Below are 15,215 nucleotides of genomic sequence, written 5' to 3'. Positions count from 1 at the left end.
TGCTCTTTTTAAAGACAGAAAGTCAACTTGTTTATTTCAGGCCTGTTAACAAGTTGATGTGAAGAATTCACTCTAGTTTTGAGGTTTAGTTATAAAATTGTGCACAATTGCTTTCCAAATTTTTATTATTTTAATTTTCAAGTTTAAAAATTAAAGAATTAAGAGGTTGAAATGAAGAAAAAATATACCTATTTGACAGCTTCTGTTTTAACAGCTGTAACAATGCTTCCAACTTTTGCACCAAGTGAAGCTCACGCTGCTTACAATTGGAATGGAAATAATAGTTACTATACAAGAACTAGCCGCCGTTCAAGCAATCGTACTTCTAACCGTACTACTGCAAATCGTAGTCGCACATCAAACTATACTGTAAGAAGTTATGGCTACAACAGTTATTACCCAAGCTATAACTATGGATATGGTAGCTACTACCCAAGCTATAACTATGGATATGGTAGCTATTACCCAAGTTACAACTACGGATATGGTAGCTATTACCCAAGTTACAACTACGGTTACAATAATTGGAATAACTACTATGGCTACGACAACAGTAGCAACTACTATGGTTATAACTATTGGAATAATTACAACAACCTTGCTAGCGATGAAAACTATATTTACTGGAATGGCAATCATTACTACCGTATGAATGACGGTAGCTACCGCGTTTATCGCAACGGTTCTTGGGTTGCCTTGAACAATGATTCTAACAGTAATTCTGGCTATGAGAGTCTGCGTAGTGATGCTAACTATACTTACTGGAATGGCAATCATTATTACCGTATGAATGATGGAAGTTATCGTATCTACCGCAATGGTTCTTGGGAGCCAGTGTCCAATGCTGGCGATAGCAATAATGGCTATAACAACCTGAGAAATGACAGCCATTACCGTTATGAAAATGGCTATCACTATTATGTTTTGGAAGACGGTTCTTACTATTACTATGCAAATGGCAAATGGGTTCTGGTTAAGGCAACAGAGACTCCAGCGGATCCTGCGACTCCAGCACCGACTCCAGAGCCAACTCCAACTCCGACTCCGGAACCAACACCAAACGACAAACCTGATCAACCGGTCAATCCAGGCACAGATCAGCCAGTGACCCCAGGTACGGATACACCAAGCGATTCAGATGTCCCAGGTATTGAACTGCCTCCGACACCGCCTTTCGTTCATGAAGACAAGCCTTTCAATCCATTTGCTCCTGAAACTCCGTCAACGCCGGCAGATCCATCAGACAGCGGTTCTGCAGACCAGCCAGCAACTCCGGCTATTCCAGGGAATTCAGGATTGGTAACTACTGATGAACCAAGTGAAAACCAAATCCCTGATTATGTTGAAAAACCAGCTGAAGGATTGGAACACTTGGCTTGGGCACCAAATGGACAAACTCCGAAAATTATCTACCCTTCTGGCAAGCCGGGCGATGCAGCCTTAGAGGCCGATCCAAACTATTACTATGACGGCAGCACTCATTATTACTATGTACCTTCAAACTCTGAGCGTACTGGCTATTCTCCTTATTGGAAATGGTTCGGTGATGTCTGGAAATTGCAAGGGATGACGGACCCTAACGACCCAGCACTTGATCCTAAGCTCCATGAAAATACAGCGGACGACGAGTATATGTATAGTGATAAGGACTCTAGTGTCAAGCTGTACTCAAGAAATTTGGTAACTACTGCGAAAGCTGGCCAGCCACTCCCATTCCAAAATGTGGAAGAATTCAAGAACTATGTCATTGAGAAAATGAAACCCAAATTTGTTGATAACTCTGGCTGGGATGCGAAAGTGGAGTGGGAAATTGAAAACCCAGAACTCTTTGAGATGTCCAAACAAAATCCGTGGGCAAAAGACTATGTCTTGATTGCAAATCTTAAGAGTGGTGTTGCTGATGATAAGTACAAGGATATTGAATTTGGTCATGTGAAATTCGTTTACCGCATCGAAGCTACGGATGCTACAAACTATGTTGCTATTGATAAAGCAAAAGAAGCTTTTGCTAAAATCAATGAAACTCGTAAAGCTCAAGGGTTGAAAGAATTAACGTGGTCTGATGATATTTATCAAAATCAAGCCCTTCCAAAAGTAAATGAAATTTCACGTCAGTACGATAGTACAGGCTTTGTCGGACGTCGTGACGAAGATGCAGCTACTGTTGTTGAGAAGTGGGCTTCAAGCGGCCTTAGAGAATGGCTTCTTGATCCAAATGTAACAGAGGGAGCAGTGGCGGCAGTAGTTGATGGTAATGGAGATTACTACTGGACTTACAACTACAAATAATTTGATTTTCAGAATCGTCTATTTGTTGAAATAAGATAAGAGACTGGGGAAAACTCAATTTGAGGCGAAAATCCAGTAAAAATCTTTATGATAAAACGCATAGTATCAAAGTTTTTGAATGCTTGATATTATGCGTTTTTATGATTTTTAATCATTTCCCAATTCAATATCTTTTAATGAGTAAAGTGGAGCAAACAAAAAAAGGAGTACGGACTCCTTTTTCAATGATTACAATGTTTTTTCTCTTTCTCTTACAACCAGTAAGTCAACCTTGGCATGGCGTAGGATATATTCTGAGGAGGAACCGACGAGTAGGCGTTCAAAGGCATTGAGACCAGTTGCGCCAACGAGGATGAGGTCCACTTCCTCAGCATCAGGAATAGTACGTGCCAAGAGAGTCTTTGGATTTCCCATTTCAATGACGATGTGAACATCTGTCACACCAGCATCTTTCGCACGTTTTTCGTACTCTTTCATCAGACTTTCAGCGTCGACTTGGAGTTCTTCGTAAACTTCAGCATCAAAGGTGGATACGCTTTGAAGGGCGCGTGTGTCAATGACATGTGCGATGGTGAGTTTAGCGTCGTTTCGTAGAGCAGAATGAACTCCCTTTACAAAAGCCAAGTCCGCTTCTTTAGAACCATCAATTGCGACCATGATATTTTGGTAACGTTGTGCCATAATGAAACCTCCTGAAATTTTCTTACTATTATTGTAACCCTTTTCACTAAAGAAGTAAAGTAAAAATCATATTTAAATAAATATTATCGGAGATTCGATTTTGTGGAGATATGTTAAAATAAAAGAAAACGAGCTAGTAGGAAACACAGTAAAGGGGATGAGAAAGTATGAAAGGGTCTGTTAAAGCTTCTAAAAAAATAAGTTTTCTTTATCATGGAATTATCCTTGCGTCACTTGTAGGTGAAGTAGTGATGCTTTGGCAGCTGGAAAGAGTTGTGCCCGTTCTCTATCCAGGTTTTGTTGGATTTCTTCTCTTTCACTTAGTCTACCACATCATTTTATTGGTGATTGCAAAGAGAAGTGGTCGCTTGGACTATTTGGTCACGTGGAGCCTCTTTCTCATGTTTAATCTTTTGTATGACTCCTTTTTAGCGCTGATCTTTCTAGGTTTGTCTTTTGGTATGTGAGAAAATACTTCAGCATTCTAGTTGTTTAGACAGTGAGAACCTAGTCGTTGTGAGTTTTTTCTTTACTTGCTCATTTCAGGAAACTTGTCGCAGCGACTTTCTAGTGGTATAATGTTACTATCCTGACGAATTGAGGAAAAAAGATGAAAGAATTTAACAAATCTAGCAAGCTAGAGCATGTTGCTTATGATATCCGTGGTCCTGTTTTAGAAGAAGCCATGCGTATGCGAGCAAATGGAGAAAAGATTTTACGCCTGAATACAGGAAATCCAGCAGAATTTGGTTTTACAGCGCCAGATGAGGTCATTCATGACTTGATTATGAATGCGCGTGATAGTGAGGGATATTCTGACTCCAAAGGGATTTTCTCAGCCCGTAAGGCCATCATGCAGTATTGCCAACTGAAGAAATTTCCCAATGTAGACATTGATGATATCTACCTTGGAAATGGCGTCAGTGAGTTGATTGTTATGTCCATGCAAGGGCTTTTGGATAATGGCGATGAGGTCTTGGTGCCTATGCCAGACTATCCTCTCTGGACAGCCGCGGTCAGCCTAGCTGGGGGAAATGCCGTTCACTATATCTGTGATGAAGCTGCAGAATGGTACCCAGATATTGACGATATTAAGTCAAAAATTACTTCCAATACCAAGGCAATCGTTCTTATCAATCCAAACAACCCAACTGGAGCCCTTTATCCTAAGGAACTCTTGTTGGAGATTATTGAGATTGCACGTCAAAACGACTTAATTATCTTTGCGGATGAAATCTACGACCGTATGGTCATGGATGGCCACGTTCATACGCCAGTCGCAAGTCTCGCACCAGATGTTTTCTGTGTCAGCATGAATGGTCTTTCAAAATCCCACCGTATCGCTGGTTTCCGTATAGGATGGATGGTCTTATCTGGACCTAAGACACATGTCAAGGGCTATATTGAAGGTCTCAATATGTTGTCTAACATGCGCCTTTGCTCTAACGTTTTGGCCCAGCAAGTCGTACAAACCTCGCTAGGTGGGCACCAGTCGGTGGACGAATTGCTCCTTCCTGGTGGACGGATCTACGAGCAAAGAAACTTCATTTACAATGCCATTCAAGATATTCCAGGTTTGTCTGCGGTCAAACCCAAAGCCGGACTTTATATTTTCCCTAAAATTGACCGCAATATGTATCGCATTGATGATGATGAACAGTTTGTCCTCAATTTCTTGAAGCAAGAGAAGGTTCTCTTGGTTCATGGTCGTGGTTTTAACTGGAAGGAACCAGACCATTTCCGTATCGTTTACCTTCCTCGTGTCGATGAGTTGGCACAAATCCAAGAAAAGATGACTCGTTTCTTGAAACAGTATCGATAGGGCTTACATTAGAAAAAGCTGGAAACATTTGCCTAGAGCTATTGACAAAAGTATCAGAATCAGATAGAATAGTAAAGTATGTTTAGTAACTGATCACTTTATAGCCGGCTAAACGAATACAAAATCTATGAGGAGGTATTCATCGTGAAACGTACTTATCAACCAAGTAAAATTCGTCGTGCGCGCAAACACGGATTCCGTAACCGTATGTCAACTAAAAACGGTCGTCGCGTATTGGCAGCTCGTCGTCGTAAAGGACGCAAAGTTTTGGCTGCATAATCCAAACAAATTCAGCAAAGAAGTCAGTAGGAACTCGAGTCTACTGGCTTTTCTTTTTATCTTAAAGGGTGCATTGCCCACGAAATCGGTCATTTTAGATGAAATTCATGGGCTCATTTAAAAGGTCACAGACAAAAAACTCAAAACCAGATATAAGTTACTGATTTTGAGTTCTTGTTTATTCTTTTAAGTGATAAGAGTAGCTAGCGACAACGACGTCTTCGTGCCATCTGAGAGCGTATTTTAGTTTAAGGCTCATTTGATTGTGCAGGATATTTTGCCAAGGCTTGTTAGGAATAAACTGTGGTACGAGAACTGTAACGGTGTAGTTTTTTTGCTTAGCTTCTTGGGCGATTCGTTTGACATACTTAACGCTAGGGGTGATGATGTCGCGGTAGCTGGTATTGATATTCTTCAGAGTGATATTTGGGAAGTAATCGGCAAAATCCTGAAGAATTTCTTGGTCTTTTTCGGCAGTTTCTTTAGTAGAAATGTGCATGGCCAACACTTCGTCACCGATACTTTGAGCGTAGTTAATGGCTCCGACACTTACTCGAGTAACATTTCCTACTAGGACAAGGACAAGGTTACCGTCATAAGTGCGCTTTTCAATTCCTTCGTAGAGTCGCAGTTGTTTTGCCACTTTTTGGTAATGGTTGTGAATGGACAAAAAGAGGAAGGTTAGAACTAGGATAATTGGAAAGAATGGCCAGATATCACCCAGTCTGAAGAGGAGTAAAATGAGGACAATAGCATAACAAATGATGGCCCCAAGGATATTAGCGAAGGCAGATTTTAAGAAGTTTGCTCCTTTTTCCTTTTTCCAATGGCGAATCATCCCAGTCTGAGAAAGGGCAAAGGGAACGAAGACCCCGATAGTATAAAGAGGAATCAAGCGTTCAGTATTCCCATTAAAAATGAGAAGAAGGATCATAGCTCCAAAAGCCAGAGTTAAGATACCGTTGGAGTAGCCGAGACGATCCCCCTTTTCCATAAAGAGATGGGGCATGTACTTGTTTTTAGCCATATTGTAAGCTAGCATAGGGAAGGCTGAAAAGCCAGTATTTGCAGCTACAGCTAGAATTAAGGCTGTTGAGAACTGGAAGAGATAGTAGCTAGCATGACCAAAGAATGAATCACCAAGAATGCCCTTGGCCATTTGCGAGAGGATGGTTTCTCCGTGTTGAGGCGTGATACCCATCCAGTAGTTTAGGAAGGTAATGCCTGCAAAAAGAAATCCTAAAATCAGCGACATGATGGTCAAAGTCTGAGCAGCATTCTTTTCTTTCGGAGTTTTGAAAAATGGTACCGCATTTGAAATAGCTTCAACCCCTGTCAGAGAGGCGGAGCCACTGGTAAAGGCTCTCAATAGGAGAACGATGGAAAGGCTCGGAACAGTTTGTCCAATGGTTGAAGTCGCCTGATAGTTTAGGGAACCTGTAAACAGTTGAAAGAACCCATAAAGTAAGAGAAAGACGGTACTGAAGATAAAGAGGTAGACGGGAATCATCAGAGAGCTGGCAGATTCTTTCAAGCCTCTTAAATTCAAGAGCATGAGCAGGCAGACTAGGAAAATAGAGATATGAAGATTGTAGGGATGGAGGGTAGGTATGGCTGCAGTAATAGCATCAGCTCCAGAAGCAACGGATACGGCTACTGTCAGCATATAGTCAACAAGGAGGCTGCCTCCTGCAATCAAGCCCAGTTCAGGGGAGAGATTTTCCCGAGTGACCATATAAGCTCCTCCTCCCTGAGGATAGGCGTGAATAATTTGACGATAGGAAATGGTCAAACTAGCGAGCAGTAAGAGGACAAAAATACCGATAGGGAGGCTCCACCAAATAGCGAGAGGAGAGAGGCTAACTAAAACGAGAATGACTTGTTCGGGTCCATAGGCAATAGAAGACAGGGCATCACTGGATAACATTGCAAGTGCCTGCATTTTTCCAAGCAATCCCCCTTCGCCGTCTGTGAGAGACTTGAGTGGTCGACCGATAAAGGTATATTTTAATTTTCTAAACATTTTCTTTTCCTTTGCTGAAAATTTCAATAAGTGTTATTATACTGCTTTGAAAAAAGGCAGTCAAGGGAGAATGATTGATATTAGAATATTTTTCCAAGCCGAGGGATGCTATTTTTGGTATAATAGATGGAAGAAAATGAGGTTAGAAGAGATGATTTTTGATACGCATACACATTTAAATGTAGAGGAATTTGCAGGACGTGAGGCAGAAGAAATCGCCTTGGCTGCTGAGATGGGGGTGACACAGATGAATATTGTTGGTTTTGATAAGCCAACCATTGAGCGAGCCCTAGAGTTGGCAGATGAGTATGAGCAGCTCTACGCAACTATTGGTTGGCATCCGACGGAAGCAGGGACTTACACAGATGAGGTCGAAGTTTACTTGCTTGAAAAGCTAAAACATCCCAAGGTTGTTGCTTTAGGTGAGATTGGTCTGGACTATCACTGGATGACAGCACCTAAGGAAGTGCAGGAGCAGGTTTTTCGTCGTCAGATTCAGCTGTCTAAGGATTTGAACTTGCCTTTTGTGGTCCACACTCGTGATGCGCTAGAAGATACTTATGAGATTATCAGGAGCGAGGGCGTTGGTCCTCGTGGTGGAATTATGCACTCATTCTCAGGTTCTTTGGAGTGGGCTGAGAAGTTTGTCGAGTTTGGCATGACTATTTCTTTCTCAGGAGTGGTGACTTTTAAAAAAGCTACGGATGTCCAAGAAGCTGCTAGAGAGCTTCCTTTGGATAAAATTTTGGTAGAGACGGATGCGCCCTATCTGGCTCCTGTTCCTAAACGTGGTCGTGAGAATAAAACAGCCTACACACGTTATGTGGTGGACTTTATTGCCGACCAGCGTGGGATGACGACCGAGGAATTAGCAGCAGCAACGACTGCAAATGCAGAGCGAATTTTTGGATTGGAAAAACAATCATGAAAGAAAAAATTTCCCAAGTCATCGTGGTCGAAGGGCGTGATGACACGGCCAATCTCAAACGTTACTTTGACGTGGAAACCTATGAGACACGAGGTTCCGCAATAAATGACCAGGATATAGAACGCATTCAGCTCCTGCATGGATTGCATGGAGTCATTGTCTTTACAGATCCGGATTTTAATGGGGAGCGGATTCGGCGCATGATTATGACGGCCATTCCAACGGTACAACATGCCTTTCTCAAGCGAGATGAGGCTGTTCCCAAATCTAAGTCCAAGGGACGTTCTCTGGGAATTGAACACGCCAGCTACGAAGATCTAAAAACGGCGCTGGCTCAGGTAACAGAACAATTTGAAAACGAGAACGAGTTTGACATCAGTCGTGGTGACTTGATTCGCCTAGGTTTCTTAGCGGGAGCAGACAGTCGTAGACGCCGAGAGTATCTAGGCGAACAGCTCCGCATCGGCTATTCCAACGGCAAGCAACTCCTCAAGCGGTTGGAGTTGTTTGGAGTAACCTTGGCAGAAGTGGAAGAAGTTATGACAAAATATTCAGTTTAAAGGAGTAAAAAATGAAAAAAGTAATTATTACCGGTGGTAACAGTGGTATCGGTTATCAAGCTGCAAGGCAGTTAGCTGAGAAAGGGTGGTCAGTGACCCTATTTTGTAGGCGGCAAGAGGCTGCCGAGCAAGCTTGTGAGGAAATTCGTCAGCAGACAGGAAATCCACATGTAGATTATATCTTGGCTGATTTATCTGATATGAAGAGTGTCAGGAAAGCAGCGGAACAGTATATTCAAAAAGAAGACGTTCTAGACGTTCTAATTAACAATGCAGCTGACTTTGATTTATCAGTCAAAAAGCCCATCCTGACTAAGGATGGATTAGAAAAACAATTTGCAACCAATGTTGTTGCGCCCTTCCTGCTTTCTTTCCTATTGAAAGGTTTGTTGGAAAAGTCAGAGAGTGGACGGATTATTAATATTTCTTCCCAGGGGCTAGTGCTTTATCCCTTCATGAAACTTGATTTTGAAAATTTAGCTGGTCAAAAACATTATAGTCCTGCCAAGACCTATTATCAGAATAAACTGGCCTTGTTGATGCTGTCGCTTTATATGCGGAAACATTGGAAAGGTATCAAAATTCAGGCAATCCGTGTGACCAATGTCAAAGTTGATATGCGCCGCTATGATCACCTCAGCACTTTTATGAAAAATTTGTATAAAATCAAGTCAAGATTTTCGATTAGTCCTGAAGAAATGGCCAAAGTCTACACAGCCTTATCTACAGAAGATGGCCATGACGGTTTTCTGTATGACGAGAAATGCAGGGAAGTAAAAGCAAATAGATCTGCTTACGAAGAAGAAGAGCAGAAAAAACTCTATGCCTTACTTGAGTAATTGACTTTTTCAAACGATGAATGATAAAGATTTTAAAAAATAGAACAGATTTTACAAGTTGTTTCAATAGTGAGTGAAAATTCCGTATATGGAGTTGTTTGATGTGTTCCTAATGAAAATGGAAGAAGTCAGGATAAGTTATGGGGTGTTAAATAGTCCCTCGTATATATGGCGATGTATTATAGTTGATTTATTTCTAGGGCTATTTATTTTGATAGCGTTCAAATAGAAACTTATAAGGACAGATCGAAATGAAAATACAAGTTGACAGAGAGTCTGTGTGTATTGGGGATGATGTTTTTTCTCATCAGATGGACCTTGATATCCCGGAGGATATGACAGTTGAGGGGCTTTGTAGTTTTCTTCAAAAGGACAGATATCTGCCTGGGTTGGATACGGAATGGCTTCTTCGACATGGTGGAAAGACAATAACAAGTTATAATACGGAAACAAAAGAACTGACGAATCCAAATGTTTATTTAAAAGACCTGATTCATCAGGGCTCTAGAGGAAATGATTTTGTTTGGATATATCGTCGTTCATATTAGAAAAGAGAATAGATGAGAATTGCAGATTATAGCGTGACCAAGGCAGTGCTGGAGCGTCACGGTTTTACCTTTAAAAAGTCCTTCGGGCAAAATTTCCTGACGGATACCAATATCCTTCAAAAAATCGTGGATACGGCTGAGATTGACGACCAAGTTAATGTCATCGAGATTGGGCCAGGAATTGGTGCCTTAACGGAGTTCCTAGCGGAGCGTGCAGCTCAAGTCATGGCATTTGAGATTGACCACCGTTTGGTACCGATTTTGGCAGATACCCTGCGTGATTTTGACAATGTTACCGTAGTCAACGAGGATATTCTCAAAGTTGACTTGGCTCAACATATCCAGAATTTCAAAAATCCAGACCTGCCGATTAAGGTAGTAGCCAACTTGCCCTACTACATCACGACCCCTATTCTCATGCATCTGATTGAGTCCAAAATTCCCTTTCAAGAGTTTGTGGTCATGATGCAAAAGGAAGTGGCGGATCGTATCTCAGCTCAACCTAATACTAAGGCTTACGGTAGCTTGTCAATTGCGGTTCAATATTACATGACAGCTAAGGTTGCCTTTATCGTGCCTCGTACGGTCTTTGTGCCAGCTCCAAATGTGGACTCAGCCATTTTGAAAATGGTGCGTCGTCCAGAGCCAGCCGTAGCAGTAGAAGATGAAAACTTCTTCTTTAAGGTTTCCAAGGCTAGTTTCACTCATCGTCGCAAGACCTTGTGGAACAACTTGACAGGTTACTTTGGCAAGACTGAAGAAGTCAAGGATAAATTGACCAAGGCCTTGGATCAAGCGGGCTTGTCACCAAGTGTGCGTGGGGAAGCTCTTAGCTTGGCAGAATTTGCCAGTCTGGCAGATGCGCTTAAAGGACAAGGACTCTAAGATGCAGGGACAAATCATTAAAGCCTTGGCGGGCTTCTATTATGTGGAGAGTGATGGTCAAGTTTACCAGACACGCGCGCGTGGAAATTTCCGTAAAAAAGGGCACACGCCTTATGTTGGGGACTGGGTAGACTTTTCTGCGGAGGAAAATTCAGAAGGTTATATCCTCAAAATTCACGAACGGAAAAACAGTTTGGTCCGTCCGCCTATTGTCAATATTGACCAAGCCGTGGTGATCATGTCAGTCAAGGAACCAGACTTCAACAGCAACTTGCTGGATCGTTTCTTGGTTCTTTTGGAACACAAGGGCATTCATCCTATTGTTTATATTTCTAAAATGGACTTGCTGGAAGATAGGGAAGAATTAAGTTTTTACCAACAAACCTATCGTGCCATTGGTTACGACTTTGTGACTAGTAAAGAAGAACTTTTGCCTTTGTTGACAGGAAAAGTGACGGTCTTCATGGGGCAGACAGGTGTTGGAAAATCAACCCTCCTCAATAAAATCGCACCAGACCTCAATCTTGAAACAGGAGAAATCTCAGACAGTCTGGGTCGCGGTCGTCATACCACTCGAGCTGTTAGTTTTTACAATCTCAATGGGGGTAAAATCGCGGACACACCAGGCTTTTCATCACTGGATTATGAAGTGTCAACGACTGAAGACCTCAATCAGGCCTTTCCAGAGATTGCCAGTGTCAGTCGAGATTGTAAGTTCCGTACTTGTACCCATACTCATGAGCCGTCTTGTGCGGTTAAGCCGGCTGTTGAAGAAGGAATCATTGCAACCTTCCGTTTTGACAATTACCTCCAATTCCTCAGTGAGATTGAAAATCGCAGAGAAACCTACAAAAAAGTCAGCAAAAAAATTCCAAAATAAGGAGAAACCTATGTCTCAATACAAGATTGCTCCGTCAATTCTGGCAGCAGATTATGCCAACTTTGAACGTGAAATCAAACGCCTAGAAGCAACTGGTGCAGAATATGCCCATATCGATATCATGGATGGTCACTTTGTACCGCAAATCAGTTTTGGTGCAGGTGTGGTCGAAGCTCTTCGTCCACATAGTAAGATGGTCTTTGACTGCCACTTGATGGTAGCTAATCCTGAGCATCATCTAGAAGATTTTGCGCGTGCAGGAGCGGATATCATCAGTATCCATGTGGAAGCAACGCCTCATATCCACGGAGCTCTCCAAAAAATTCGTTCGCTCGGTGTCAAACCTTCGGTCGTCATTAGTCCTGGGACACCTGTCGAGGCTATCAAGCACGTTCTTCACTTAGTTGACCAAGTCCTAGTCATGACGGTTAACCCTGGTTTTGGTGGTCAAGCCTTTCTACCTGAAACCATGGACAAGGTTCGTGAGTTGGTTGTTCTGCGTGAGGAAAAAGGTTTGCACTTTGAAATCGAAGTTGATGGCGGAATTGATGATCAAACAATTGTTCAAGCCAAAGAAGCTGGTGCGACCGTTTTTGTAGCAGGATCCTATGTCTTTAAGGGAGATGTCAATGAACGAGTGCAAACTCTCAGAAAACAACTGGACTAGGGTTGCCGTTTTTGCAGGCGGAGACCGTGGTCACTACCGGACGGATTTTGATTGCTTTGTCGGTGTGGATCGAGGCTCGCTTTGGGTCTTGGAGGAAGACCTTCCTCTTGCCCTAGCAGTGGGGGATTTTGATTCTGTGACTGCAGAAGAGCGTCAGTTGATTCAAAAACGTGCCCAGCATTTTGTCCAAGCCCATCCGGAAAAAGATGACACGGATTTAGAACTAGCTCTCTTAACCATCTTTGAGCAAAATCCTCAGGCTCAGGTGACTGTTTTTGGGGCTTTGGGTGGTCGAATTGACCATATGCTGGCTAATGTCTTTCTGCCTAGCAATCCCAAGTTGGCACCCTATATGCGCCAGATAGCGATTGAGGATGGGCAAAATGTGATTGCCTATTGTCCAGAAGGGACCAGTCAGCTTGGACCGCGTTCAGACTACGATTATCTAGCCTTTATGCCGGTTCGGGATAGCCAGCTGACCATTCTCGGTGCCAAATATGAGTTGACAGAGGAAAATTTTTTCTTTAAAAAAGTGTACGCTTCTAACGAATATATAGATAGGGAAGTTGCGGTAACTTGCCCAGATGGCTATGTCGTCGTGCTGCATAGCAAGGACAGGAGGTAGGATGGAGACTGTATTACTACTATTATTAATTGCCAACCTAGCTGGACTCTTTCTGATTTGGCAAAGGCAGGATAAGCAAGACAAGTACCTAGCCAAGAGTTTGGAGGATCAGGCAGACAACCTTTCAGATCAACTGGATTATCGCTTTGAACAAGCTAGGCAAGCCAGCCAGTTAGACCAAAAAGATTTGGAAGTGGCTGTCAGCGACCGTTTGCAGGAAGTGCGAATGGAGTTGCACCAAGGCCTGACTCAAGTTAGACAGGAGATGAACGAGAATCTCCTTCAAACCAGAGATAAGACCGACCAACGCCTTCAAGCCTTGCAGGAATCAAATGAGCAACGTTTGGAACAAATGCGCCAGACGGTCGAGGAAAAGTTAGAAAAGACCTTGCAGACGCGCTTGCAGGCTTCCTTCGAGACAGTTTCCAAGCAACTGGAGTCTGTCAATCGTGGCCTTGGAGAGATGCAGACAGTTGCCCGCGATGTTGGTGCACTCAACAAGGTTCTCTCTGGGACCAAGACGCGAGGGATTCTAGGAGAATTGCAACTGGGGCAAATCATTGAAGATATCATGACACCTGCCCAGTATGAACGAGAATTTGCAACAGTTGAAAACTCCAGTGAACGAGTGGAGTATGCCATCAAGTTACCTGGACAAGGCGACCAGGAATATGTCTACCTGCCGATTGACTCCAAGTTTCCACTGGCAGATTATTACCGCTTAGAAGAAGCCTATGAAGCAGGTGATAAGGACGAGATTGAACGCTGTCGTAAATCGCTTTTAGCAAGCGTCAAGCGTTTTGCCAAGGATATCAAGAGCAAGTACATAGCGCCACCGCGGACGACCAATTTTGGAGTTTTGTTTGTTCCGACAGAAGGTCTTTATTCAGAGATTGTTCGCAATCCGGTCTTCTTTGATGATTTGAGACGGGAGGAGCAGATTATTGTTGCAGGTCCAAGTACCCTATCAGCCCTGCTTAACTCTCTATCAGTTGGCTTCAAGACTCTCAATATCCAAAAGAGTGCTGACCATATCAGTAAGACCCTTGCCAGCGTTAAGACCGAGTTTGGCAAGTTCGGAGGCGTTCTGGTCAAGGCACAAAAACATCTCCAACATGCCTCTGGCAATATTGATGAATTATTAAACCGTCGTACTACAGCTATCGAGCGGACGCTCCGTCACATTGAATTATCAGAAGGTGAGCCTGCGCTTGATCTACTCCATTTCCAAGAAGATGAGGAAGAATATGAAGATTAGTCACATGAAAAAAGATGAGCTGTTTGAAGGTTTTTACCTGATTAAGTCAGCTGACCTAAGACAGACGCGTGCTGGGAAAAATTACCTAGCCTTTACCTTCCAAGACGATAGTGGCGAGATTGAAGGGAAACTCTGGGATGCCCAACCTCATAACGTCGAGGCCTTTACCGCAGGGAAAGTGGTCCACATGCAGGGGCGCAGAGAAGTTTATAACAACACTCCTCAAGTCAATCAAATTACTCTTCGCTTGCCTCAGCCTGGGGAACCCAATGATCCAGCTGATTTCAAGATCAAGTCACCAGTTGATGTCAAGGAAATCCGTGACTACATGTCGCAAATGATTTTCAAGATTGAAAATCCTGTCTGGCAGCGTATCGTTCGCAGTCTCTACACCAAGTATGACAAGGAATTCTACTCCTATCCAGCTGCCAAGACCAACCACCATGCCTTCGAAACGGGTTTGGCCTATCATACAGCAACCATGGTGCGCTTGGCAGATGCCATTAGTGAGATTTACCCCCAGCTCAACAAGAGCCTGCTCTATGCTGGGATTATGTTGCATGACTTGGCCAAGGTTATTGAGTTGACGGGACCAGACCAGACGGAGTACACAGTGCGAGGCAATCTACTTGGACATATCGCCCTCATCGATAGTGAAATTACCAAGACTGTCATGGAACTAGGTATCGATGATACTAGAGAAGAAGTGGTGCTACTGCGCCATGTCATCCTCAGTCATCATGGCTTACTGGAGTATGGAAGTCCAGTCCGTCCACGCATTATGGAGGCAGAGATTATTCATATGATTGACAATCTAGATGCCAGCATGATGATGATGTCAACGGCTCTAGCTTTGGTGGACAAAGGAGAGATGACCAATAAAATCTTCGCTATGGACAATCGTTCCTTCTATAAACCAGATTTAGATTAA

General features: G+C 43.0%; 16 protein-coding genes. 14 read left to right on the top strand and 2 right to left on the bottom strand.

The genetic code is table 11. The features are described from left to right. The first annotated feature begins 171 nt into the window (after positions 1-171). Complete coding sequence (locus tag SORDD15_RS06315; protein ID WP_061415563.1) at positions 172-2,289, top strand: CAP domain-containing protein; 2,118 nt, start codon at positions 172-174, stop codon at positions 2,287-2,289. Positions 2,290-2,517: 228 nt separating this feature from the next. Here SORDD15_RS06315 and SORDD15_RS06310 read toward each other — a convergent pair whose 3' ends face one another. Further along, positions 2,518-2,970 carry a universal stress protein gene (locus tag SORDD15_RS06310; RefSeq protein WP_061415561.1) on the bottom strand — a complete coding sequence of 151 codons (453 nt, stop codon included), beginning with the start codon at positions 2,968-2,970 and terminating at the stop codon, positions 2,518-2,520. 167 nt (positions 2,971-3,137) lie between these two features. Between SORDD15_RS06310 and SORDD15_RS06305 the strand changes: the two genes are divergently transcribed. The 3 genes from SORDD15_RS06305 (at position 3,138) to rpmH (ending at position 5,071) form a co-directional block, all read left to right on the top strand. After that, the gene (locus SORDD15_RS06305) at positions 3,138-3,437 is read left to right on the top strand and encodes a hypothetical protein (RefSeq protein ID WP_061415559.1); all 300 of its coding nucleotides are present in this window, start codon (positions 3,138-3,140) and stop codon (positions 3,435-3,437) included. 143 nt (positions 3,438-3,580) lie between these two features. Continuing rightward, entirely contained in the window at positions 3,581-4,792 is a 1,212-nt protein-coding gene (locus tag SORDD15_RS06300) for a pyridoxal phosphate-dependent aminotransferase (protein ID WP_061415557.1), read from the top strand. Positions 4,793-4,936: 144 nt separating this feature from the next. Next, positions 4,937-5,071, top strand: coding sequence for a 50S ribosomal protein L34 (rpmH, locus tag SORDD15_RS06295; RefSeq protein ID WP_000831902.1), 135 nt, complete (start codon positions 4,937-4,939; stop codon positions 5,069-5,071). Positions 5,072-5,249: 178 nt separating this feature from the next. Here the strand turns inward: rpmH and SORDD15_RS06290 are convergent, their stop codons facing one another. Next, positions 5,250-7,094 (bottom strand): APC family permease, encoded by a 1,845-nt coding sequence (locus SORDD15_RS06290; protein ID WP_061415555.1) that lies wholly within the window; start codon positions 7,092-7,094, stop codon positions 5,250-5,252. 151 nt (positions 7,095-7,245) lie between these two features. On the opposite strand from SORDD15_RS06290, the gene SORDD15_RS06285 reads away from it, so the two are divergent. From SORDD15_RS06285 to SORDD15_RS06240, 10 genes are all read left to right on the top strand, one after another. Further along, complete coding sequence (locus tag SORDD15_RS06285; protein WP_061415723.1) at positions 7,246-8,022, top strand: TatD family hydrolase; 777 nt, start codon at positions 7,246-7,248, stop codon at positions 8,020-8,022. Continuing rightward, positions 8,019-8,582: a ribonuclease M5 gene (rnmV, locus tag SORDD15_RS06280; protein WP_061415553.1), complete on the top strand. Its 564-nt coding sequence runs from the start codon at positions 8,019-8,021 to the stop codon at positions 8,580-8,582. The genes SORDD15_RS06285 and rnmV overlap by 4 nt, the downstream gene beginning before the upstream one ends. An 11-nt stretch (positions 8,583-8,593) precedes the next feature. Further along, on the top strand, positions 8,594-9,421 hold the full coding sequence (locus tag SORDD15_RS06275) for an SDR family NAD(P)-dependent oxidoreductase (protein ID WP_061415551.1): 828 nt from the start codon (positions 8,594-8,596) through the stop codon (positions 9,419-9,421). Between the two features lie 251 nt (positions 9,422-9,672). Beyond that, positions 9,673-9,969 carry a hypothetical protein gene (locus tag SORDD15_RS06270; RefSeq protein ID WP_061415549.1) on the top strand — a complete coding sequence of 99 codons (297 nt, stop codon included), beginning with the start codon at positions 9,673-9,675 and terminating at the stop codon, positions 9,967-9,969. Positions 9,970-9,981: 12 nt separating this feature from the next. Beyond that, positions 9,982-10,854, top strand: a complete 873-nt coding sequence (rsmA, locus tag SORDD15_RS06265; protein ID WP_061415547.1) for a 16S rRNA (adenine(1518)-N(6)/adenine(1519)-N(6))-dimethyltransferase RsmA — start codon at positions 9,982-9,984, stop codon at positions 10,852-10,854. Position 10,855: 1 nt separating this feature from the next. Continuing rightward, complete coding sequence (gene rsgA / locus SORDD15_RS06260; protein WP_061415545.1) at positions 10,856-11,734, top strand: ribosome small subunit-dependent GTPase A; 879 nt, start codon at positions 10,856-10,858, stop codon at positions 11,732-11,734. A 10-nt stretch (positions 11,735-11,744) separates the two neighbouring features. Then, on the top strand, positions 11,745-12,401 hold the full coding sequence (gene rpe, locus SORDD15_RS06255; RefSeq protein WP_061415543.1) for a ribulose-phosphate 3-epimerase: 657 nt from the start codon (positions 11,745-11,747) through the stop codon (positions 12,399-12,401). Continuing rightward, positions 12,364-13,026: a thiamine diphosphokinase gene (locus SORDD15_RS06250; RefSeq protein ID WP_061415540.1), complete on the top strand. Its 663-nt coding sequence runs from the start codon at positions 12,364-12,366 to the stop codon at positions 13,024-13,026. Before rpe ends, SORDD15_RS06250 begins: the two co-directional genes overlap by 38 nt. A gap of 1 nt (position 13,027) precedes the next feature. Beyond that, positions 13,028-14,284: a DNA recombination protein RmuC gene (rmuC, locus tag SORDD15_RS06245; RefSeq protein WP_061415538.1), complete on the top strand. Its 1,257-nt coding sequence runs from the start codon at positions 13,028-13,030 to the stop codon at positions 14,282-14,284. Then, positions 14,274-15,215 carry a 3'-5' exoribonuclease YhaM family protein gene (locus SORDD15_RS06240; protein WP_061415536.1) on the top strand — a complete coding sequence of 314 codons (942 nt, stop codon included), beginning with the start codon at positions 14,274-14,276 and terminating at the stop codon, positions 15,213-15,215. The genes rmuC and SORDD15_RS06240 overlap by 11 nt, the downstream gene beginning before the upstream one ends.

It is taken from the genome of Streptococcus oralis (assembly GCF_001578935.1).
In the GTDB taxonomy this organism is placed as follows: Bacteria; Bacillota; Bacilli; order Lactobacillales; family Streptococcaceae; genus Streptococcus; species Streptococcus oralis_R.
The sequence above is the reverse complement of the archived record's forward strand: the minus strand, read 5'-3'. Positions and strand labels throughout refer to the sequence as shown.